18 protein-coding genes are annotated in these 21129 nt (G+C 66.0%); 8 read left to right on the top strand and 10 right to left on the bottom strand.

What is annotated here, in order from left to right:
- Positions 1 to 15: 15 nt before the first annotated feature.
- The 6 genes from treZ to glmS all read right to left on the bottom strand — a co-directional run bounded on the left by treZ (position 16) and on the right by glmS (position 10595).
- Positions 16 to 1833, bottom strand: a complete 1818-nt coding sequence (gene treZ, locus ACFRJ8_RS06535) for a malto-oligosyltrehalose trehalohydrolase (protein WP_377985315.1) — start codon at positions 1831 to 1833, stop codon at positions 16 to 18.
- Between the two features lie 52 nt (positions 1834 to 1885).
- Positions 1886 to 4198 (bottom strand): malto-oligosyltrehalose synthase, encoded by a 2313-nt coding sequence (gene treY, locus ACFRJ8_RS06530; RefSeq protein WP_377985314.1) that lies wholly within the window; start codon positions 4196 to 4198, stop codon positions 1886 to 1888.
- Positions 4195 to 6651, bottom strand: a complete 2457-nt coding sequence (glgX, locus tag ACFRJ8_RS06525) for a glycogen debranching protein GlgX (RefSeq protein ID WP_377985313.1) — start codon at positions 6649 to 6651, stop codon at positions 4195 to 4197. Before glgX ends, treY begins: the two co-directional genes overlap by 4 nt.
- Before the next feature lie 92 nt (positions 6652 to 6743).
- Positions 6744 to 8282, bottom strand: a complete 1539-nt coding sequence (locus tag ACFRJ8_RS06520) for an NAD(P)H-hydrate epimerase (protein ID WP_377985312.1) — start codon at positions 8280 to 8282, stop codon at positions 6744 to 6746.
- A 68-nt stretch (positions 8283 to 8350) separates the two neighbouring features.
- Positions 8351 to 8698, bottom strand: a complete 348-nt coding sequence (locus ACFRJ8_RS06515) for a holo-ACP synthase (RefSeq protein WP_377985311.1) — start codon at positions 8696 to 8698, stop codon at positions 8351 to 8353.
- Positions 8699 to 8702: 4 nt separating this feature from the next.
- Complete coding sequence (gene glmS, locus ACFRJ8_RS06510; RefSeq protein WP_377985310.1) at positions 8703 to 10595, bottom strand: glutamine--fructose-6-phosphate transaminase (isomerizing); 1893 nt, start codon at positions 10593 to 10595, stop codon at positions 8703 to 8705.
- A gap of 145 nt (positions 10596 to 10740) precedes the next feature.
- Between glmS and coaA the strand changes: the two genes are divergently transcribed.
- Positions 10741 to 11706 (top strand): type I pantothenate kinase, encoded by a 966-nt coding sequence (gene coaA, locus ACFRJ8_RS06505; RefSeq protein WP_377985309.1) that lies wholly within the window; start codon positions 10741 to 10743, stop codon positions 11704 to 11706.
- Positions 11707 to 11716: 10 nt separating this feature from the next.
- Here coaA and ACFRJ8_RS06500 read toward each other — a convergent pair whose 3' ends face one another.
- Entirely contained in the window at positions 11717 to 12070 is a 354-nt protein-coding gene (locus tag ACFRJ8_RS06500; RefSeq protein ID WP_377985308.1) for a hypothetical protein, read from the bottom strand.
- A gap of 88 nt (positions 12071 to 12158) precedes the next feature.
- On the opposite strand from ACFRJ8_RS06500, the gene ACFRJ8_RS06495 reads away from it, so the two are divergent.
- Positions 12159 to 12659, top strand: coding sequence for a D-alanyl-D-alanine carboxypeptidase family protein (locus ACFRJ8_RS06495; protein ID WP_377985307.1), 501 nt, complete (start codon positions 12159 to 12161; stop codon positions 12657 to 12659).
- Positions 12660 to 12697: 38 nt separating this feature from the next.
- On the opposite strand, the gene glmM is transcribed toward ACFRJ8_RS06495, so the two are convergent.
- The 3 genes from glmM to rplM all read right to left on the bottom strand — a co-directional run bounded on the left by glmM (position 12698) and on the right by rplM (position 15161).
- On the bottom strand, positions 12698 to 14059 hold the full coding sequence (glmM, locus tag ACFRJ8_RS06490; RefSeq protein ID WP_377985306.1) for a phosphoglucosamine mutase: 1362 nt from the start codon (positions 14057 to 14059) through the stop codon (positions 12698 to 12700).
- A gap of 113 nt (positions 14060 to 14172) precedes the next feature.
- On the bottom strand, positions 14173 to 14679 hold the full coding sequence (rpsI, locus tag ACFRJ8_RS06485) for a 30S ribosomal protein S9 (RefSeq protein ID WP_377985305.1): 507 nt from the start codon (positions 14677 to 14679) through the stop codon (positions 14173 to 14175).
- A gap of 38 nt (positions 14680 to 14717) precedes the next feature.
- Entirely contained in the window at positions 14718 to 15161 is a 444-nt protein-coding gene (gene rplM / locus ACFRJ8_RS06480; RefSeq protein WP_015937805.1) for a 50S ribosomal protein L13, read from the bottom strand.
- Between the two features lie 319 nt (positions 15162 to 15480).
- On the opposite strand from rplM, the gene ACFRJ8_RS06475 reads away from it, so the two are divergent.
- The 6 genes from ACFRJ8_RS06475 to ACFRJ8_RS06450 all read left to right on the top strand — a co-directional run bounded on the left by ACFRJ8_RS06475 (position 15481) and on the right by ACFRJ8_RS06450 (position 21123).
- A complete protein-coding gene (locus ACFRJ8_RS06475; protein ID WP_377985304.1) occupies positions 15481 to 16182 on the top strand; it encodes a prepilin peptidase in 702 nt (233 codons plus the stop codon).
- A 271-nt stretch (positions 16183 to 16453) separates the two neighbouring features.
- The gene (locus ACFRJ8_RS06470; protein ID WP_377985303.1) at positions 16454 to 16660 is read left to right on the top strand and encodes a Flp family type IVb pilin; all 207 of its coding nucleotides are present in this window, start codon (positions 16454 to 16456) and stop codon (positions 16658 to 16660) included.
- Positions 16661 to 16809: 149 nt separating this feature from the next.
- A complete protein-coding gene (gene cpaB / locus ACFRJ8_RS06465; protein WP_377985302.1) occupies positions 16810 to 17538 on the top strand; it encodes a Flp pilus assembly protein CpaB in 729 nt (242 codons plus the stop codon).
- Positions 17535 to 18728 carry a CpaE family protein gene (locus ACFRJ8_RS06460; RefSeq protein WP_377985301.1) on the top strand — a complete coding sequence of 398 codons (1194 nt, stop codon included), beginning with the start codon at positions 17535 to 17537 and terminating at the stop codon, positions 18726 to 18728. Before cpaB ends, ACFRJ8_RS06460 begins: the two co-directional genes overlap by 4 nt.
- Positions 18725 to 20173, top strand: a complete 1449-nt coding sequence (locus ACFRJ8_RS06455; protein WP_377985300.1) for a CpaF family protein — start codon at positions 18725 to 18727, stop codon at positions 20171 to 20173. The genes ACFRJ8_RS06460 and ACFRJ8_RS06455 overlap by 4 nt, the downstream gene beginning before the upstream one ends.
- A 38-nt stretch (positions 20174 to 20211) precedes the next feature.
- Entirely contained in the window at positions 20212 to 21123 is a 912-nt protein-coding gene (locus ACFRJ8_RS06450; RefSeq protein ID WP_377985299.1) for a type II secretion system F family protein, read from the top strand.
- Positions 21124 to 21129: the final 6 nt, after the last annotated feature.

Here is a 21129-nt window from a genome sequence, read left to right as displayed (position 1 = left end):
ACGTCATATCCTGCCTTAGTTGGTGAGAATGGCGGCGCTGTGACCGGGGAGCTCGAGCCGGCCAGCCGGCTCTCCGGCGGGCGCGTCCGCGCCGGGAGCCTGCCCTGCCCCGGAAGATGAGTCCAGCCTGACGGCGTCGTCCGTGGCCAGCGCGAGAGTGGCCCCGCGGACCGGGAGCCGCCGCGCCTCGGCAGAAAAGTTCATCGCCACCTCGGTACCGCCGCGGCGCAGCAGCAGCCAGCCCTGGTCCTCGCTGACGTCGACGACGGTGTCCTCGAAGCCTGGTTCCGTCAGGTCCGGCGTGGTGCGGCGCAGTGCGATCAGCGCCCGGTACAGCTCCAGGAGGCGGGCGTGGTCCCCTCCGGAGGCCTCGGCCCAGTCCAGCTTGGACCGGGTGAAGGTCTCCGGATCCTGCGGATCGGGCACGACGGCAGGGTCCCAACCCATGCGCTCGAACTCCCTGATCCGGCCCTCGGCCGTCGCCTTACCCAGCTCGGGCTCCGGGTGGGAGGTGAAGAACTGCCACGGGGTGGTGGCCCCGTATTCCTCGCCCATGAACAGCATGGGCGTGAACGGCGAGGTCAGGGTGGCGACGGCGGCGAGCGCGAGCTGCCCGTAGCCCAGGGTCTGGGACAGCCTGTCCCCGGTGGCCCGGTTGCCGATCTGGTCGTGGTTCTGGCTGCACACCACCAGCGCTGCCGGGTGGACCCGGGCCGGGTCTATGGGCCGGCCGTGGTGGCGGGCCCGGAAGCTGGAGTAGCTTCCGTCGTGGAAGAACCCGCACTCCAGGACCTTGGCCAGCGCCCCCAGCGAGTCAAAGTCAGCATAGTAGCCGGTGGTCTCGCCGCTGACGTTGACGTGGACGGCGTGGTGGAAGTCATCGCTCCACTGCCCGGCCAGCCCGTAGCCGTTGGCATCCCGCGGGTAGAGCAGGCGCGGGTTGTTCAGGTCCGATTCCGCGATCATCGTAGCCGGGCGTCCGGTCTCGGCCGAGATTTCGTCCGCGAGGGCGCCGAAGTCTTCCAGCAGATGCACGGCGCGCTCATCCTTGAAGGCGTGCACCGCGTCCAGCCGCAGCCCGTCCACGTGGTAGTCCCGCAGCCACATCGCGGCGTTGTCCAGGATGTAGCGGCGCACCTCGTCCGACTCCGGGCCGTCCAGGTTGACCGAGTCGCCCCACGTGTTGCCCTCCCCCGACTTCAGGTAGGGCCCGAACCGTGGAAGGTAGTTGCCGCTGGGTCCGAGGTGGTTGTAGACCACGTCCTGGATGACGCCGAGGCCGGCGGCGTGGGCGGCGTCCACGAAGCGTTGGTAGGCGGCGGGTCCGCCGTAGCCCTCGTGCACGGCGTACCAGAGGACGCCGTCGTAGCCCCAGTTGTGCGTGCCGTTGAACCCGTTGACCGGCAACAGCTCCACGAAGTCGATGCCCAGCTCCGCCAGGTACTGCAGCTTCCCCGCCGCGGCGTCCAGTGTTCCCTCCGGTGTGAAGGTGCCCACGTGGAGTTCGTAGATGACGGCGCCCTTGAGCTCCCGTCCCGTCCACTGGCCGTCGCCCCACTGGTGGTTTCCGGCGTCGAACGTGCGGGAAAGCGCGTGGACGCCTTCGGGCTGGCGGCGGGACCGCGGGTCCGGCAGCGGGGTCTCGTCCCCGTCCACCAGATAGCCGTAGTCCACTTCCCCGGCGGCGGGCGCCCCGGAGGCGGTCCACCAGCCGCGGGCCTCCCCGCCATGGCGGGCCATGTCATACTTCCGGCCGTCAGCGAGGAGCGTGACCGCCTGCGCTTCGGGTGCCCAGAGATCGAATCGTTCGCTTCCGTGTGCAGGCAAAGTCATGGCATTCTTCCGTTCCCCAAATGTCGGTACTCCTTCGTACTACAGGTTCTGCTTAGGCGGTGGGCACCAGGAGGGCCACCGGGTAGTCCCGCAGGATCTCCCGCACGGCTACGGTGCCCGGACCGTGCGTGGAACCGGTCAGTTCATCAGCCATGGCCGCGGCGAGCTCGATGGTCGTGTCCTGCCATCCGCCGTGCTGCTCCAGGCCGCGGGGCAGCCGGGTGGCGAGCGTCAGCGCGCCCGGGGCTGAGGGTGTTCCGCGGTCAAAGGCAAGCAGGTGCGCGGCGGCGGTGCCCGCGGCCGTGACCGGGGTGTACCCGGTGAACAGCTCCGGCCGGTCCCGGCGCAGGCGCAGGGCCCGCGAGGTGACGAGGAGTTTCGCCGCCTCGTCCAGGAACGACGCCGGACGCTCACCGGCGTCGAGCGCGGCGAGGGCGCGCCGGCGGGCGCCGAAGTCGAACGGCCGCCGGTTGTCCGGATCGGTCAGCGAGCGGTCCCAGAACTCGGTGCCCTGGTACACGTCCGGCACCCCGGGCATGGTGAGCTGCACGAGCTTGGCGCCGAGGGAGTTGGCGGCCCCGTACGGCTCCAGCAGGGCCACGAGGGACTCCAGCTCCGCCGTCACCTCCGGGGTGTCGAAGGCGGCGTCGACGGCGGCTGACAGTTTCGCCTCGAAAGCCTTGTCCGGATCGATCCAGTTGGTCGAGTTCCCGGCTTCCCGGGCGGCTTTTTGCGCGTAGGACTGCAGCCGGTCGCGGTCCGCGGGCCAGGCGCCGGCGATGGCCTGCCACAGCAGGTTGGCCAGCGGCCCGTCCGGCAGAGGAGCCAGCTTCTGCAGCCGCTGCAGGGAGGCCTGCCATTCCGGCGCGAGCTCCGCGAGGACCGAAATGCGGGCGCGGGTGTCCTCGCTGCGTTTGGTGTCGTGGGTGCTGAGGGTCGTCATGGACAACGGCTGCCCCGCCTGCCGGCGGGCCATTCGGGTGTGGAATTCCTCCGGCGCCACCGCAAACTCGGTGGGGTCGGCGCCGACTTCCGTCAGGGTGCCCAGCCGGGTGTAACGGAAGAACGCGGTGTCTTCCACGCCCTTGGCCATGACCATCCCGGAGGTCTGCTGGAAGCGGATGCCCAGTTCGGCGTCCTTGTCGAGCAGGAGCGGCAGGAGCACGCCGACGGCGCCTTCGAGTTCCGGGCGGCGGCGGACCGCGAGTTCGCAGGCTTCCTTGAGGACGTCTGCCCCCTCCGGAAGGTAGCTGCGGTAGACCGGGAACGCGGCAATGATCTCGGACAGCGCGTCCGCCGCGGCCTCCTGGGCCAGCCCTGCCGCGGCCGGGACCAGCCGTGCCAGCCGGAGTATTTCCGAGTGCAGGATTCCGTCCGTGATCCGTCGCTTGGTGCCGCGGATCATGTCGTCGTAGTCGGCAGCACCGCCGCGCAGTTCGGCGTCGAGCGCGTCCAGCGGGCCCTGGCCGGCGGCGTCGATGAATACCCGGTCCACGTCCGCGAGGGCGTCGTAGCCGGTGGTGCCCTCGCACTCGAAGCCGGCCGGCAGGCTCTCGCCCGGTTCCAGGATCTTCTCGATCAGCAGGTAACTGCCGCCGGTGACGTCGCGCAGCCGGCGCAGGTATCCCTCCGGATCGGCGAGGCCGTCCGGGTGGTCGATCCGCAGCCCGTCCACGAGCCCTTCCCGGAACCACCGCATAACCTCCGCGTGGGCTTCATCGAAGACCTCGGGAAGCTCCACCCGGATCCCGGCCAGGCTGTTGACGGCAAAGAACCGCCGGTAGTTCAGGTCCGTGTCCGCCCGGCGCCAGCCGATCAGCTCGTAGTGCTGCCGGTCGTGGACCGCGCGGGGGTCGTCGCCCTCTGTGTAACTGCCCTCAGCCAGCGGAAAGCGGTGGTCGTAGTAGCGCAGTTCCCCGTCACGGATTTCGAGCGCGTCAACGTCCGAGTCCGCGCCCAGCACGGGGATCCGCACGCGGCCGCCGCCAAAGTCCCAGTCGACGTCGAACGCCTGCGCGTAGCGGGACTGCTGCCCCTCCTTCAGGAGGGACCACCACCACGGGTTCTGGGCCGGCGTGGCGACGCCGACATGGTTGGGCACGATATCGACCAGCACGCCCATGCCGGCTTCCCGCGCGGCCGTCGACGCCGCCAGCAGGCCTTCAGCGCCGCCGCGGTCCGGATCAATGGCAGAGGGATCGGTGACGTCGTAACCGTGGTCCGAACCCCGCTCCGCCGTGAGGATCGGCGAAAGATAGATCCAGTCCACGCCCAGCGACTTCAGGTACGGCACGGTCTGCGCGGCGTCCTGCAGTGTAAAGCCGGGACGGATCTGCAGCCGGTACGTCGAGACCGGCGTCCTCATGAGGCCGGGCCCTTCTTGGACCGCGGCTTCTTGGCGGCCTTGGTGGAGGCGCGTTTGCCCGGGGCGCGCTTCGCCGGCGCTTCCTCTGCGGGAGCGGCAGGCTCAGCGGGAGCCTCCTCTGCTGCCTCCGCAGGAGCTTCCTCGGCGGGAGCCGCAGGAGCCTCCTCGGCAGGAGCGGCGGGAGCTTCCTCGGCAGGAGCCGAAGGAGCTTCGTCGGCAGGAGCGGCGGTAGCGGCAGGAACCTCGGTGACCTCGGCAACTTGCTCAGCCGGCGCCGCGGCAGCCTCGGGGGCCTCGGACCGGGCGGCCAGGGATGCAGCGGCGGAGTAGTCCACCTCCACCTCCGGGCCCGAGTAGGCGCGCAGCACCACGAGGGACTTCGCCGCCAGCGTCAGGACGCTCCCGGCCTTGAGCGGCTCGCCGGTGTCCGCCGTGTCGGCTGTGTCCACGAGGAGGTCCCAGAACGGTGTGTATTCCTCTGCCGGGAGCATGAAGTCGACGTTGTCATCGTGGGCGTTGAACGCCAGCAGGAAACTGTCGTCGGTGATACGGCGTCCGCGCGAATCCTGTTCCTGGATGCCGTGTCCGTTGTAGTACACACCGATGGTCCGGCCGAACCCGCTGTCCCAGTCCTCCGGCAGCATTTCCTTGCCGTCGGTATTGAGCCAGACGATATCCGGCAGCTTCTCGCCCTCGCCGCGGCGTACCGGGCGGCCGTCGAAGAAGCGGCTGCGCCGGAAGGTGGGGTGGTCGCGGCGGATCTTGTTGACCACGGCGGTGAACTCCACGAGCGGCTGGTCCATGGCATCCCAGTGCACCCAGCTGAGTTCGGAGTCCTGGCAGTACGTGTTGTTGTTGCCCTGCTGGGTGCGGCCCAGTTCGTCGCCGTGCAGGAGCATGGGAACGCCCTGCGAGAGCAGCAGGGTCGCAATGAAGTTCCGCTGCTGGCGGGCGCGCAGCGTCAGCACGGCGTCGTCCTCGGTTTCGCCTTCCGCGCCGCAGTTCCAGGAGCGGTTGTGCGATTCGCCGTCGTTGTTGCCCTCACCGTTGGCGTCGTTGTGCTTCTCGTTGTAGGACACGAGGTCGCGCAAGGTGAAGCCGTCGTGGGCGGTGACGAAGTTGATGGACGCCACCGGCCGCCGGGCAGAGCTCTCGTAGAGGTCGGCCGAACCGGTCAGGCGCGAGGCGAATTCGCCGAGCGTGGACGGTTCGCCGCGCCAGAAGTCGCGGACGGTGTCGCGGTATTTGCCATTCCACTCGGTCCACTGCGGCGGGAAGTTGCCCACCTGGTAGCCGCCGGGGCCCACGTCCCACGGCTCGGCAATCAGCTTGACCTGGGAGACGATCGGATCTTGCTGGATCAGTTCGAAGAAGGTGGAGAGCTTGTCGACGTCGTAAAACTCCCGGGCCAGGGTGGAGGCGAGGTCGAAGCGGAACCCGTCCACGTGCATTTCCGTGACCCAGTAGCGCAGGGAATCCATGAGCAGCTGGAGCGAGTGCGGGTGCCGGACGTTCAGTGAGTTGCCGGTGCCGGTGTAGTCCATGTAATGCTTCAGGTCATCGTCCACCAGCCGGTAGTAGGCGGCGTTGTCGATGCCCTTGAAGGACAGGGTGGGGCCCAGGTGGTTACCCTCGGCCGTGTGGTTGTAGACCACGTCCAGGATCACTTCCATGCCGGCCTTGTGCAGGTCCCGGACCATGGCCTTGAATTCCTGGACCTGGTGTCCCACGTCGCCGGAGGAGCTGTAGGTGTTCTGCGGGGCGAAGAAGCCGATGGTGTTGTAGCCCCAGTAGTTGTTGAGGCCCTTCTCCACGAGGGTGCCGTCGTTGACGAACTGGTGCACGGGCATCAGTTCCACCGCGGTCACGCCGAGCTTCTTGAGGTGCTCCACGACGGCGGGATGCGCTACGCCCGCGTAGGTGCCTCGCTGCTCCTCCGGGACCTCCGGGTGCAGCTCGGTCAGGCCCTTGACGTGGGCTTCATAGATGACGGACTCGTGGTACGGGATGCGCAGTTGCCGGTCGCCGTCCCAGTCAAAGAACGGGTTGATGACCACGCCGTGCATGGTGTGCGGGGCCGAGTCCGTGTCATTGCGGGACGTGGGATCCCCGAAGTTATAGGAAAAGAGCGCCGGGTCCCAGTCGATCTGGCCTTGGATGGCCTTGGCATACGGGTCCATCAGCAGCTTGTTGGCGTTGAACCGGTTGCCGTTGTCCGGCTCGTACTCTCCGTGGACGCGGTAGCCGTACTTCTGTCCGGGCTGGACTTGCGGCAGGTAGCAGTGCCAGACGTAGCCGTCCACCTCGGTCAGTTCGATCCGGGTTTCGGTCAGGTCGTCAGCCAGGAGGCACAGTTCCACCCGCTCGGCGCGCTCGCTGAACAGGGCAAAGTTGGTTCCAGTGCCGTCAAAAGTGGCTCCCAGTGGGTAAGCCGTTCCGGGCCAGACTTCCATATGTACTCCTCGTGCGTGACGAATTATTCTCTAGACAGACTACTGGTAAGTAGGGTTAGCATTTGTTCAGGCGCTCTGAGGGCGTCCGTTTATTACAGGTCCCGCATCACCTCCGGAACAGCATGGGCGATGCCCGTTGCTGTCACCGGCCCGCCGCGGGAAGCCCGGACTCCGGCGCGGCCATGGACGCTGGCCGCCATCGCCGCGATCGCCGCCCATCGGGCGTCGGGATCGATGCCATGGGTTCCGAAGCGCCCGACGTCGGAACCCAACTGGGCCAGCAGTGCACCGATCACTCCTGCCAGGACGTCACCGCTGCCTGCCGTGGCGATCCAGGGCGTGCCTTCGGCCTGGCTGAAGAAGTCCTGGTACGGGGAGGCCACGAGGGTCGTGGCGCCCTTCAGCAGCACGGTGGCTTCGGTCAGACCCGCAGCCTGCCGCACGGCGCTGAGCGTGGATGCCTCTACCTCGGAGCGGTCCAATCCAGCCCCGAGGCGTTGAAGCAACGCTGACAGTTCGCCGGCGTGGGGTGTCAGGATCACTTGCGGGGCCAGCACGTCAGGGAGGGCGGGCAATGCGCCGGCGTCGGCGATCGTCGGCAGCCCCGAGTCTGCGGCGTCGCGGGCGCGCTGCAACTGCTGCTCATCAGAGTCATCCAGTCCGGAACCAACGAGCCAGGCCTGAACGTGCGTATCGGCCACGGCGCCGTCGCCGCACACCACCTCGGGGCAGGCATGGCGGACCAGGTCGGCAACGTCCGGCGGCCCAAGGTAACGGACCATGCCAACGCCGGCGGCCAGGGCGCCCTTGCAGGCCAGCACCGCGGCGCCGGGATAGGCGTCGGAGCCTGCGACCACGCCGAGCACTCCCCTGGAGTATTTGTGCGCCCGCCGCTCGGGGCGTGGCAGGAGGACGGAAAGGTCCCCCGCCTCAAGCCGACGCAGGGCCGGCCAGGGCAGCGCTCCTTCGATTCCGATCGGAATGAGCTGCACGCGGCCCGCGAAGTCGGCGCCGGGGTCAGCCAGCAGGCCTGCCTTAGTGGCACCAAACGTCACCGTCATGTCAGCGGCCAGCACCGGCGCGTGTGCCTCCCCCGTGTCCGCGTCGACACCGCTGGGGATGTCGCAGGCCACCACCAAGGGGGAACGGGAGCCCGCGCGGGTGCGCTCGAGTGCCGCGACCAGCTCGGCGGCCGGGCCCCGCAGCCCGCCCCGGGCTCCGGTCCCGAGGATTGCGTCGATTACGACGTCGGCGCCGCCGGCCATCGCGGCGAGTTCGGCCACGTTGTCCCCTGTAAGGGCCACGGCACGCCCGCCAGCTTTGTGGAAGGCCGCCAGCCCGGCGTCGTGGGCCGCGCCGGCGGTGAGCACCGCCGTCGTCCGGATGCCGCGGCGGGCCAGCAGCGCGGCGGCGAATAACCCGTCTCCGCCGTTATTGCCCTTGCCCGCCAGCACGGCCACACTGGAGCCGTACAGCCGCTGCCCGCGCCCGCGCAGGACGCCGATGATGGTGTTGGCGAGGCCATAGGCGGCCCGCTGCATGAGAACAGCGCCCGCACCGGAGCCCAAGGTGTCGTCGAGAAATGGCTTCTCGGCTTCTCGTACCTGGGTTCCGGTGTAGGCGCTGATCATGGTTGCAGTCCATTCGCGGTCGCTGGGGAATGCCTGGCGCTCAGGCCGGTTCGGCCTGGACGGCTCTCTCAGCCTTCGGCGACAACTGTCGCGGTGGCGATCCCGCCGTCGTGGCTCATGGACAAGTGCCAGCGCTTGACGCCCTTCGACTCCGCCACAGCCAGCACGGTGCCTTTGACCTGGAGGGTGGGACCGTTCTGGTCCAGCCCGATCCAGCAGTCCTGCCAGTTCATGCCGGCCGGCGCCCCCAGCACCTTGGCCACAGCCTCCTTGGCCGCAAACCGCGCGGCGAGGGAGCGTGTGTTCAGTTCCCGCTCGGCGGGGACGAACAGCCTGTCGCGCAGGCCGGGGGTGCGCTCGAGCTGGCGCCCGAACCGCTCAATGTCTACGACGTCTACGCCTATGCCAACAATCATGGCGTTATTCTACGGTCACGCTCTTGGCCAGGTTGCGTGGCTGATCCACGTCATACCCCTTGGCCGAGGCGAGTGCGAGGGCGAAGATCTGCAGCGGAACCGTTGCGAGCAGCGGAGCCAGGAGCGTGGGAGTTTCCGGGATGTAGAAGACGTGCTCGGCGTAGGCCTTGACGGCCTCGTCCCCTTCCTCCGCGATCACGATCGTCCGGGCGCCGCGGGCGCGGACTTCCTGGATGTTGGAGACCACCTTGGCGTGCAGCGAGTCGCGGCCGCGCGGGGACGGGACCACCACGAAGACGGGCTGGCCTTCCTCGATGAGGGCGATCGGGCCGTGCTTGAGCTCGCCGGCGGCGAAGCCCTCGGCGTGGATGTACGCGAGCTCCTTGAGCTTCAGCGCACCTTCCATCGCCACCGGGAAGCCCACGTGGCGGCCCAGGAACAGCACGGACTTGGCCTCGGCCATGGACCGGCCGAGTTCCTTGATCTGGTCCTCGTTGTCGAGGATGCGCTGGATCTTGGCCGGAATCTTGCCCAGGTCGGCCAGGATGTCCTTGATCTCGCCCTGGAACTTGTTGCCGCGCAGCTGTGCCAAATAAAGGCCCAGCAGGTAGGCGGCCGTGATCTGGGCCAGGAACGCCTTGGTCGAGGCCACGGCAATCTCGGGTCCGGCGTGCGTGTAGAGCACGGCGTCCGACTCCCGCGGGATGGTGGACCCGTTGGTGTTGCAGATGGAGACCGTCTTGGCGCCCTGTTCCTTGGCGTAGCGGACCGCCATGAGGGTGTCCATGGTCTCGCCGGACTGGGAGATGGAGACAATCAGCGTGTTCTCGTCAACGATCGGATCCCGGTAGCGGAATTCGTGTGAGAGTTCGACCTCGGTGGGGATCCGGCACCAGTGCTCAATGGCGTATTTCGCGACCTGGCCGGCATAGGCGGAGGTGCCGCACGCCAGGACGATGATCTTGTCGACGTTCTTGAGCACCTGCGGATCAACACGGAGCTCATCAAGCGTCAGCTTGCCGTGGATGTCGGAGCGGCCCAGCAGGGTCTGCAGCACGGCGTCCGGCTGGTCGTGGATTTCCTTTTCCATGAAGGACGGGAAGCCGCCCTTCTCCGCGGAGGCAGGGTCCCAGTCGACCTTGTATTCCTTGCCCTCGGCGGGGGCGCCGTAGAAGTCCGTGATTTCCACGGAGTCAGCCGTGATCGTGACGATCTGGTCCTGGCCGAGTTCCACGGCCCGCCGGGTGTAGTCGATAAAGCCGGAGACGTCGGAGCCGAGGAAGTTCTCGCCGTCACCGAGGCCGACGACGAGCGGGGAGTTCCGGCGGGCCGCGACCACCACGTCAGGCTGGTCGGCATGAACGGCGAGGAGCGTGAACGCTCCTTCGAGCCGCTGGCAGGCAAGCTGCATGGCCACGGTGAGGCCGCCGTTGGCGACGTCGCCGCCCAGCTGGTTCCGGTAGATGTCCCCGAGCAGGGCAGCCGCTACTTCAGTGTCGGTCTCGGACTCGAAGGTGACGCCCTTGCCCACGAGTTCCAGCTTGAGCTCGGCGAAGTTCTCGATGATGCCGTTGTGGATCAGGGCCAGCTTGCCGCCGTCGGACAGGTGCGGGTGCGCGTTCTGGTCCGTCGGGCCGCCGTGCGTGGCCCAGCGCGTGTGGCCGATTCCCGTGAGGGATTCCGGCAGCGGGCGGGTGTCCAGCTCGGTGATGAGGTTGCTCAGTTTGCCCGACTTCTTCCGGGAAGAAATGGTGCCGTCGGCAACCACCGCAATACCCGCGGAGTCGTAGCCTCGGTACTCCAGGCGCCGCAGTCCTTCAAGGACAACGTCCAAGGCGTTGTGTCCAGCATTTACCCGGCCATCTGAGTGGCCCACATATCCAACGATTCCACACATGGTCATAAGCCTAGCGGGTTTCCGGGAGGGAGGACGTGGGACAGCGGCGCGTGAACGCCCCGGCGTGGGGCTGCGGCGGGCCTGCCCCGGCTCTCACCGGCCCGTCCATTTCGCTCTCGGCGCTGTGGAGGGCAGAATCTCTAGGGTGACTTTGCAACGCAATGAAGCGAACGGGGAAGGTGTCTCGCCGTTCGTGGAGCTGGACCGGCAGACCTGGTCCCGGCTCGCTGCCCAGATGGAGCAGCCCCTCAATGAAGAGGATGTGTTCCGCCTCCGCGGCCTCGGGGACCCCCTCGACATCAAGGAAGTGCGCGAGGTCTATCTGCCGCTGTCCCGGCTCCTGCACCTTTATGTGGAAGCCGCGGGTCAACTCCACTCGGCCACCACAACGTTCCTGGGCGAAACCACCCAGCGCACGCCGTTCGTGATCGGCGTGGCCGGTTCGGTGGCCGTGGGCAAGTCCACCATCGCCCGCGTCCTGCGGGAAATGCTCCGCCGCTGGCCGGGCACCCCCAACGTGGAGCTCATCACTACGGATGGATTCCTATACCCGCTCGCCGAGCTCAAGCGCCGGCAACTGCTCGAGCGCAAGGGTTTTCCGGAGTCGTACGACCGCCGCGCCCTGCTGCGTTTCGTGAGCGAGATCAAAGGCGGCGCCGAGGAAGTCCGTGCACCGTGGTATTCCCACGTCACTTACGACATCGTCCCCGGCAAGGAAGTGGTGGTCCGGCGGCCGGACGTGCTGATTGTCGAGGGACTGAACGTTCTGGCGCCGGCCCGGCCGCGGCAGGATGGCCGGCAGGGCCTGGCCCTGAGTGACTTCTTCGACTTTTCGATCTACGTCGACGCGAAAACCTCGTACATCGAGGAGTGGTACGTGGACCGGTTCCGCAAACTGCGGACCACGGCCTTTGCCCAGCCGGAATCGTACTTCCACCGCTACGCAACCCTCTCCGATGCCGAGGCCGAAGAGACCGCGCGCGAGATCTGGAAGCGCATCAACGAGCCCAACCTCGAGGAAAACGTCCTCCCGACCCGGGGCCGCGCCCAACTGGTCCTGACCAAGGACGCCGACCACTCCATCCGCCGGATGCTGCTGAGGAAGGTCTAGCACAGATGTGCTACGACGACGCGGACCGGGCGTTGGGGCGGCAGCCGGCCGGCCCGGATTCGCCGAGCCGCCGGGCCTTCAGCCGCCTCCTGCTGGCGGGCACCGGGCTCGCGGCGCTGTCCGCCTGCACCCCGGACCAGTCCGCCACGCCGTCAGGCACGCCGGGGTCCTCTCCGGGCCCAGGCACGGGCGGGGGCAGTGCGACGCCGACCGCCGTTGCCGCGCCGTCGGACTCGCCGGCAAGCACCCCGTCGGCGACTCCGACGCCCGCGACGTCGTCGGCTGTCCCTCCGTCTACTGTCCCTCCGTCGGCCGCGACACGCCCCCCTTCGGCCGCGGCACCGGGGCCGCAGCATTCACTCACGGACCCCACCAGCCCGTGGGTAATCGTCAACAAGCACCGGCCACTCTCCCCTGCCAACTTTGTGCCCCCTGATCTGGTCCGGCCGGCCGTGCGACTGGCTACCTCGGGAGAGGCGGCGCTTCTGAACAGCTCGACGGCGGCAGCGGCGGAGAAGATGTTCGCGGCGGCGGCAGCGGAGGGCGTCATCATGACGCTGGCCAGCGGTTACCGCTCGTTCGCCACGCAGACGGCAACCTACGGAAGTTACGTCAATTCCCGGGGACGGGCCGAGGCCGACACCGCTTCCGCCCGGCCCGGCTACTCCGAACACCAGACGGGCTGGGCGTTCGACATCGGCGACGGCAGCGGCGCAGACGCCTTTACCCCACAGTTCAAAGACCGGCCGGCGGCGATCTGGGCCAAGGCGAACGCCCACCGCTTCGGCTTCGTGGTCCGCTACCCGTGGATGCTGCACCCAATCACCGGCTATTTCTACGAGCCATGGCATCTGCGCTTCATCGGCACCCAGGCGGCCACGGACATGTCCGCCCGCGGGATCGCCACGCTGGAACAGTACTTCGGCCTGGAGGCCGCCCCCGCCTACCGGTAAGGGCCACAGCGGCCGGCCGGCGGAACTGGGGCGGCTGGCTATTCCGGGACGAGCTCTAGGGCCAATTCGGTCCGAACAACCTGGGCCAGCCGCTCCGCGACGCCGGAGGCGGTTTCGTGGTCTGCGGCCTCGACCATCACGCGCACCACCGGTTCGGTGCCGGAGGGACGCAAGAGGACACGTCCAGTGTCGCCGAGTTCGGATTCGGCGATCGACACGGCCGCAGCCACCGCTTCGTCGCCTTTCACCCGGGTACGGTCCACGCCCTTGACGTTGATGAGGACCTGCGGCAGCTTGGTCATCACCGTGGCCAGCTCCTTGAGCGGGCGCCCGGTGAGGGCCACCTGGGCGGCAATCTGCAGGCCGGTCAGCACGCCATCGCCGGTGGTGGCGTGGTCGGCAAAAATGACGTGCCCGGACTGCTCGCCGCCAAGGTTGAAGCCGCCGCTGCGCATTTCCTCCAGGACGTAGCGATCCCCCACGCCGGTTTCACGCAGGCTGATCCCGGCCTCGCGCAGGGCGAGCTTCAGGCCGAGGTTGCTCATGACGGTGGCCACAAGGACATCGTCCTTGAGCTTTCCGGAGGCCTTGAGGGCGACGGCCAGGATGGCCATGATCTGGTCACCATCGACCTCGTTGCCTTCGTGGTCCACGGCAAGGCAACGGTCGGCGTCGCCGTCGTGGGCGATACCGAGGTCCGCCCCGTGGTCCAAAACTGCGCGCTTGAGCGGGCCAAGGTGGGTGGAGCCGACCCCTTCGTTAATATTGAGTCCGTCCGGCTCGGCGCCAATGACGATCACGTTGGCGCCGGCGTCCTTGAACACCTGCGGGGAACAGCCGCTGGCTGCCCCGTGGGCGCAGTCCAGTACGACCTTCAGCCCGTCGAGTCGGTGCGGAAGCGTGCCGAGCAGGTGAACGATATAGCGGTCCTCGGCGTCGGAGAAGCGCTGGATCCGGCCCACCTCAGCGCCGACGGGCCGGAAGGGCTCCTTGCCGAGCTGTACTTCGATGGCGTCCTCGACGTCGTCGGGCAGCTTCTGGCCGCCGCGGGCGAAGAACTTGATGCCGTTGTCCGGCGCGGGGTTGTGGGAGGCGGAGATCATGACGCCGAAGTCGGCGTCGAGGTCTGCCACGAGGTAGGCGGCAGCCGGGGTGGGGAGCACGCCGGCGTCGTAGACGTCGATTCCCGAGCTTGAGAGGCCAGCTTCCACGGCGGCCGCGATGAACTCGCCACTGGCCCGGGGGTCGCGTGCAACCACGGCGATCGGCCGCTTCCCGGTCGTGTTGCGGTCATGGCCAAGTACGACGGCGGCGGCCTGAGCCAGCTGCAACGCGAGCTCTGCGGTCAGCAGCCCGTTCGCCAAACCCCGGACTCCATCGGTTCCAAATAATCTAGACATCGACCCAAGCTTAGTCGATGGCCCGGGCAAGTCCTGCTTTAACGGCGAAAGCCCGCCCCGCCGAATGGCGGAACGGGCTTTCGTGCAAGCGCCAGAAGCGCTTGGAAGCGGGATTAGCGCTTCGAGTACTGCTGAGCCTTACGGGCCTTCTTGAGACCGGCCTTCTTACGCTCGATGACGCGGGCGTCACGGCGCAGGTAACCGGCCTTCTTCAGGGTGGCGCGGTTGTTCTCGGCGTCGATCTCGTTCAGTGAACGGGCGATGCCGAGGCGCAGGGCACCGGCCTGGCCGGAGATGCCGCCACCGTGGATGCGGGCGATGACGTCGTAGGCGCCGTCAAGATCGAGGATCTTGAAGGGCTCGTTGACGTCCTGCTGGTGCAGCTTGTTCGGGAAGTAGTTCGCCAGCTCGCGGCCGTTGATGGTCCACTTGCCGGTGCCGGGCACGATGCGAACGCGTGCAACAGCTTCCTTGCGACGGCCAACTGCAGCGCCGGCAACGGTCAGTGCCGGGCGTTCCTTCTTGGGCGCTTCTGCTTCTGCAGGACCGCTCTCCGAGGTGTAGCTGGTCAGGTTTTCCTCAGCCACAACGGCCTCGGTGGTCTCTTCGTTCTGAGCCACGATTCTCCTTGTATAGATAAGTTGTTTGGTGGCCAGGACTACTGGGCGACCTGGGTGATTTCGAAAGTCTTGGGCTGCTGGGCGGCGTGGGGGTGCTCTGCACCGCGGTACACCTTCAGCTTGCCCAGCTGCTGCGCAGCGAGGGAGTTCTTCGGAAGCATGCCCTTGATGGCCTTCTCCACGGCGCGAACCGGGTTGGACTCAAGCAGCTCCGCGTAGTTGACGGAGGTCAGGCCGCCCGGGTAGCCGGAGTGGCGGTATGCGCGCTTCTGCTCCAGCTTGGCGCCGGTGAGGGCAACCTTTTCAGCGTTGATGATGATGACGAAGTCGCCCATGTCCATGTGGGACGCAAAGGTGGCCTTGTGCTTGCCGCGCAGCAGGATTGCGGTCTGGCTGGCAAGACGACCAAGGACAACGTCGGTGGCGTCAATGACGTGCCACTGGCGGTTGATATCGCCGGGCTTCGGGGTGTACGTACGCACGGTGTTTGCCTCGTTCTTGTTCTGGCGTTCTTGTTTTAGGCGTCACTCTTACGGTGCACCTACTATCTATGCGCTACCGGAACAGAGGTGAGGGCTCTATGTAACCAGTCATCCTTAGGTCTCGAATGTGCACGTTGAGTAGCTATCCTGCAACCGGATTCTCAAGCGGGCACGCACCATCGAGATAGGACACGCACAACGACTACCAAGAATAGCCGACAGCGGCCTCTTGGGTCAAAATGGGGTGTCCGGATGCATCCTGTCTGCTCTTTGTTGCGCAGACGGCCCCGTGCCGGCCCGTCGCATCCCTGGAGGAACCGTGTCCGATCCCGCCGCCGCCGGCTCCATCTCCATGCTGCTTGCACAGCCGGCCGGATCGTTCACCGGGATCCTCTTCATAGCCGGCGTCGCCCTAACGGGCGCATGCCTTTGTCTTTTGGCCGAAGTCCTCATTCGTCGCACGCTCCCCCGCCTTGGCAGACCCCTGACAGTACGCATGAGAATTACGACGGCGGCGGCCGCCTCCTCACTGTCCGCCCTGTTGGCCTGGCGCTTCGGGCCTTCTCCCGAGCTCCCCGCATACATCCTTCTGGCAGTGGCCGGCGTCCAGCTGGCGCGGATCGACCTGCAGCACCACCTTCTGCCCAACCGGATGGTCCTGCCTCTATTGGGGGCCGGAATTGTGCTTCTCGGGGCCGCCTCGGGTGTGTCCGGCGAGGCAGGTAGCCTGCTACGCGGAGTGGCGGGCGCCTTAATATTGTTCGTTTTGTACCTCTTTCTGGCCCTGACCAGCCGAAACGGCCTCGGAATGGGTGATGTGAAGCTCGCGGCACCACTTGGCCTGTACTTGGGCTACCTAGGCTGGTCCCACTTGTTCTATGGCGGGGCCCTGGGGTTCGTCGCAGGCGGCCTCGCCTCCGTGCTCTTGGTCCTGAAAAACCCCGGAAACAAGCCAAAGGAAGTCCCTCATGGGCCCTCGATGCTTGCGGCCGGCCTGGCCGTCATCCTGCTGCTGCCCTAGGTAGCCTCCGCCTTTACCTAGGCCGCGAATTAAGTAAGACGGCTTAGCAAACCAAGTAATCCGGCCCTACCCCTACTTGGAAACTGAGTACACCTCTCATTTGCGGGCAGGTGGTGGCCCCCAATTTCCTTCCAAAAGTCGAGTATCGAACTTCATTGCCGTGCCGTTTGCGGCCGTGCAAATGTTGTTCCAACGAAGCTCCAGCGAATAAGCAAAGGGGATTTGCTGGAAATTCGTTCACTATTCGCAAACTCTGGAAAAGGAAATTAAAATGACTGGTCTCATGGTCTCAATGCTCACTTTTGTCTCCGGAATCAAGAACCGCCTCTCGGACGAGGAAAAGGGCGCCACCGCCGTCGAATACGGAATTATGGTCGCCCTGATCGCGGTCGTTATTATCGGCGCGGTCGCTCTCTTCGGCACCAGCCTCCGAACCGTCTTCCAAGGCGTCACGACGCAGCTCAACCTAGTCCGATAGCCGCCTCACCGCCCGCTGCCCTGCCGGCTGTCCGCCATTCGGGGGGCAGCCGGCAGAGTCGTTCCCGGCCTGGGATCTCTACATCCAACCTGTCGCCACAACCTGCGTCCACGCATTGTTGAGCTGTACGAAAAGGTGAGGAAGCAATCATGAAATCGCGTCTATTCGCAGGGCTAGCTGCGCTCGTGCTGGCGATCGCCGGCACTTTAATGCTGGTCAACTATGTGTCAAATGCCGACCGCCGCGCACAGGAATCGCTCGATCCTGCTGACGTTGTTGTCGTCGATACGCCGGTTCCGGCCGGAACAAAAGTGGAAGACTTGGCATCCCATGTCCGGGTCCGGTCCATCCCGGGTTCGGCAAAAGCCGACGGCGCCCTGACATCGCTCGACGGTTCCAGCGGGCAGGTCACGTCCGTTGCCCTGGAACCTGGGGAGCAGGTGCTCGCGAGCCGCCTGGTCGACCCGTCACAACAGACCACTCCGGGAGCCGTTGAAGTTCCTGCCGGAATGCAGGAAGTCACCATCCTCCTGCCGCCGGAAAGCGTTGTCGGCGGTACCCTCCGTGCAGGAGATCTAGTGGGACTGTACGTCACGCAAACAGACCCGGCGTCGCCGCAGCAAGCCAGCACACAACTGGTCTTCGACAAGGTCCTGGTGACTGCCGTCCAGCAGGCGCCCCCGAGCAGCGGAAACACTGAGGATGGAACGTCCGCGGTTCCCGGCGGCTCCTCATTTGTGACCCTCGCCCGCAATTCTACTGACTCGGCCAAAATCATTCTCAGTGCCCGCGTCGGCAATATCTGGTTGACCAAGCAGTCAGTGAAAACCCCGGCGAGCGTCCGCACGGCCGTCACTACCAGCGGGATCTTCCAATGAGCCGCTTCTTGGTCCTGACCTCGTCAGCGGAGTTCGAGCGCCAGCTCGCCACGGCCCTCGGGGAAACGCACGAGGTTCAGGTCCTCGCATCCGAAGCCGCGGGCTGCAGTCCGGGCCAGCTGCTGGCCCGAAACCTGGGCGGGCCCGTCGATGTGATGGTTTTTGGCCCCGACATCAGGACAGAACAGATGCTCGTCATGGCGGCCGGCCTCGAGCACGCGTTCCCCGACATTGTGCTCGTGCTGGTAGCAGTGGCGGCACCAGAGCTCACGCTCGCCGCCATGCGGTCCGGCATCCGCGATGTCCTGCCGCCGGACATTGAGGCCGGGCGGATGCGGGCAGCGTTGGAGCACGCTGCCGAGACGTCCAAGAGCCGCAGGCAGATTGCCTCCGAGGAGGCAGGCCAGAAACGCGCCCGCGGGCGGGTGATATCCGTGATGTCCCCGAAGGGAGGGGTAGGGAAGACCACCGTTGCCACCAACTTGGCCGTTGGACTGGCCAAGCTGGCACCTATGGGGGCGGTTATTGTCGATCTCGACCTTCAATTCGGCGACGTAGCCTCGGGGCTTGGTCTCGAGCCTCAATACACCATCAATGACGCAGTGACCGGCGCAGCGTCGAATGATGCCATGGTGCTGAAGGCCTTCCTTAGCCGGCATCCGTCGGGGGCCTATGCCATGTGTGCGCCACGGCGGCCGGCGGAAGCTGACCTCATCAAACCCGCGCATGTGATCACTCTGATCAACCAGCTCTCGCTGGAATTCCCTTATGTCATTTTGGATACGTCGCCGGGTCTTGGGGAAGAGGTCCTGGCTGTCCTGGAACTGGCTACCCATGGCGTCTGGGTTTGCGGGATGGACATTCCCAGCATCCGTGGCCTCAACCACGGGCTGGAGGTGCTGCGGCAACTTGACCTCATGCCCCCGTCCAACACGATTGTCCTCAACTTCGCAGACAAGCGCAGTGGCCTAACCGTCCAGGACGTTGAAGCCACCGTTGGCCTGCCGGTCGACATCATCCTGCCGTGGTCCCGCACATTGCCGTTTTCAACCAACGCCGGCGTACCACTGCTCCAGGAAAACCGCCGGGATCCTGCCTTGAAAGGGCTAAAAAACCTGATAGCGCTTCTCGGTCCGAATCAGTCGACCCCCGCCAACAAGAACCTGAACCGAAGGGGCGAAAAGCCATGAGTCTCGTTGATCGACTTGAAGCTGTCCGGATGGCCCCGGCAAGCCCGGCGGAGGCTGTCAACCCGCCCGGGACCGCCACGGTTGCAGTTCTCCCCACCGCTGAACCAGCGGGCAATCACCTCTTGGGCACGCTGGCCAAAGCAGCCCAAACCGCCCCCTCAGACGCCCTGGCCGGGATCAAGAAGCGCGCGGCCGAAGAGCTGACAGCCCGCCTTGGCAGCCGGATCACGGACAGCGGCCTCGACGAAGACGACGTGCGGCGGATGGTGCGCGAGGCACTTGGTTCCTTTATCGATGACGAACAGGTTCCCCTGACGCCCGAGGAAAGGCGGCGTTTGGTCCGCGAAATCGTTGACGAAATCCTGGGTCTCGGGCCGCTCCAGCGACTTCTGGACGACCCATTGGTCTCCGAAATCATGGTCAACGGTTCTGAACGCATCTACGTGGAACGCGGCGGCCGGCTGCACTTGACCGGGACAACGTTCACTTCGGACGCCCACCTGCGCCGGGTCATCGAGAGGATTGTTTCGCGGGTCGGGCGTCGAATCGACGAGTCCTCGCCGCTGGTTGATGCCCGGCTGCAAGACGGTTCGCGCGTCAACGCGGTGATCCCGCCCCTCGCGGTCGACGGTCCATCATTGACGATTCGAAAGTTCTCCGCCGTACCACTGACCGTCGAGGACCTGATCAGGTTCGACTCTATTTCACCGGCCATGGCACAGTTGCTCCACGCATGTGTCCAGGCACGTCTGAATATCATCGTTTCCGGCGGAACCGGCACGGGAAAAACCACGCTGCTCAACGTTCTCTCCTCGTTCATCCCAGACGACGAACGCATCGTCACCATTGAAGACGCTGTGGAGCTGCAACTGCAGCAGGAGCATGTGGTCCGTTTGGAAAGCAGGCCGGAAAACGTCGAGGGCCGGGGTGCGATTGGGATCCGCGAACTCGTGCGGAATTCCCTGCGCATGCGGCCGGACAGGATCGTGGTTGGCGAAGTCCGTGGCGGAGAAGCCCTGGACATGCTCCAGGCCATGAATACCGGCCATGACGGTTCCATCTCCACCGTGCACTCAAACTCGCCCCGGGACGCAATAGCCCGCATGGAGACCCTGGTTCTCATGGCTGGGATGGATCTTCCGCTGCGGGCCATCCGCGAACAAATCGCCAGCGCAGTCCATCTGATCGTGCAGTTGAGCAGGCTGAAGGACGGGACACGCCGGGTCACCCACATCACCGAAGTCCTGGGCATGGAGGGCGAAGTCGTGACGTTGCAGGACGCTTTCGTCTTCGATTACGCGGCCGGCGTTGATCAGGACGGTCGATTTGTCGGCAAGCCCATTCCCACGGGTGTCCGCCCGCGCTTCGTCGAACGGTTTGCCGACCTTGGAATCAGCGTCCCCAGCGAAATCTTCTTCCCCGCTCCCCACAAGTCGGGACGGTGAGCCCTGTGACGCATGATTCTGTTCTGCTTACAGGTGCTGTGCTCATTCTGTTCGCCGTGGCCCTCGCCCTTTTTGGCGCATTCCGGCCCCGATACACCGACATCCACGTCGAGCGGAGAAGGCCGCCGGCGGAGTCCGCCTCCTCGATGATTTCGAAGCTGAGCGGCGTCACGGTCGCGGCCGTGGAGCGCCGCGTCGGGCACAAAAGCAGCGGCCCTTTCGGCCGCGATGCACTCGGCGGGGCGGGCCTGAAGCTCCAGCCCTCCGAAGTCGCCGTCCTGATCTTGGTTGCCGCCTTCGTTCTGGGGCTGGCGGGATTCGTGCTTCAGGGCTGGCTTCTAGCCTTCGTGTTCGCCGGCATCTGTCCGGTGGCCGCCAAGGCGCTTATCTCTTTCAGAACCGGCCGCCGCCGCGCCGCCTTCGAGGGCCAGCTGAGCGACATGCTCATGTCCCTCTCCGGCAGCCTGCGTGCCGGCCACAGCATCGCCCAGAGCATGCGCAGCGCCAGCGTCGAGATGTCGGCTCCGATGGGTGAGGAACTCGCCAGGGTCGTCAACGAGGACAGGGTCGGCCGTTCGCTTTCAGAGTCCATGGCCGAGGTAGGCCTGAAGTTGCAGTGCGAGGACTTCCAGTGGCTCAGCCAGGCGATTGAGATCAACCGTGAGGTCGGCGGCGACTTGGCCGGGGTCCTCGACCACGTTGCAGACACCGTGCGCGAACGGGCTCAGATCAAGGGCCAGGTACGTGCATTGGCGGCGGAAGGAAAGTTCTCGGCATACATCCTGATTGCGTTGCCGTTCTTCGTCGCCGTGTTCATCAATCTCGTCAATCCGGGATACATGTCGGTCCTCATCTCGACTGTGCTGGGCTGGATCCTCATTGCAGCCAGCGTGGTCATGATGGCCATCGGGTCCTTCTGGATCAGCCGCATGGTCAAGATCGCATTCTAAGGAGCT

Source organism: Arthrobacter sp. NPDC056886, assembly GCF_042788715.1.
Classification (GTDB): domain Bacteria; phylum Actinomycetota; class Actinomycetes; order Actinomycetales; family Micrococcaceae; genus Arthrobacter.
The sequence above is the reverse complement of the archived record's forward strand: the minus strand, read 5'-3'. Positions and strand labels throughout refer to the sequence as shown.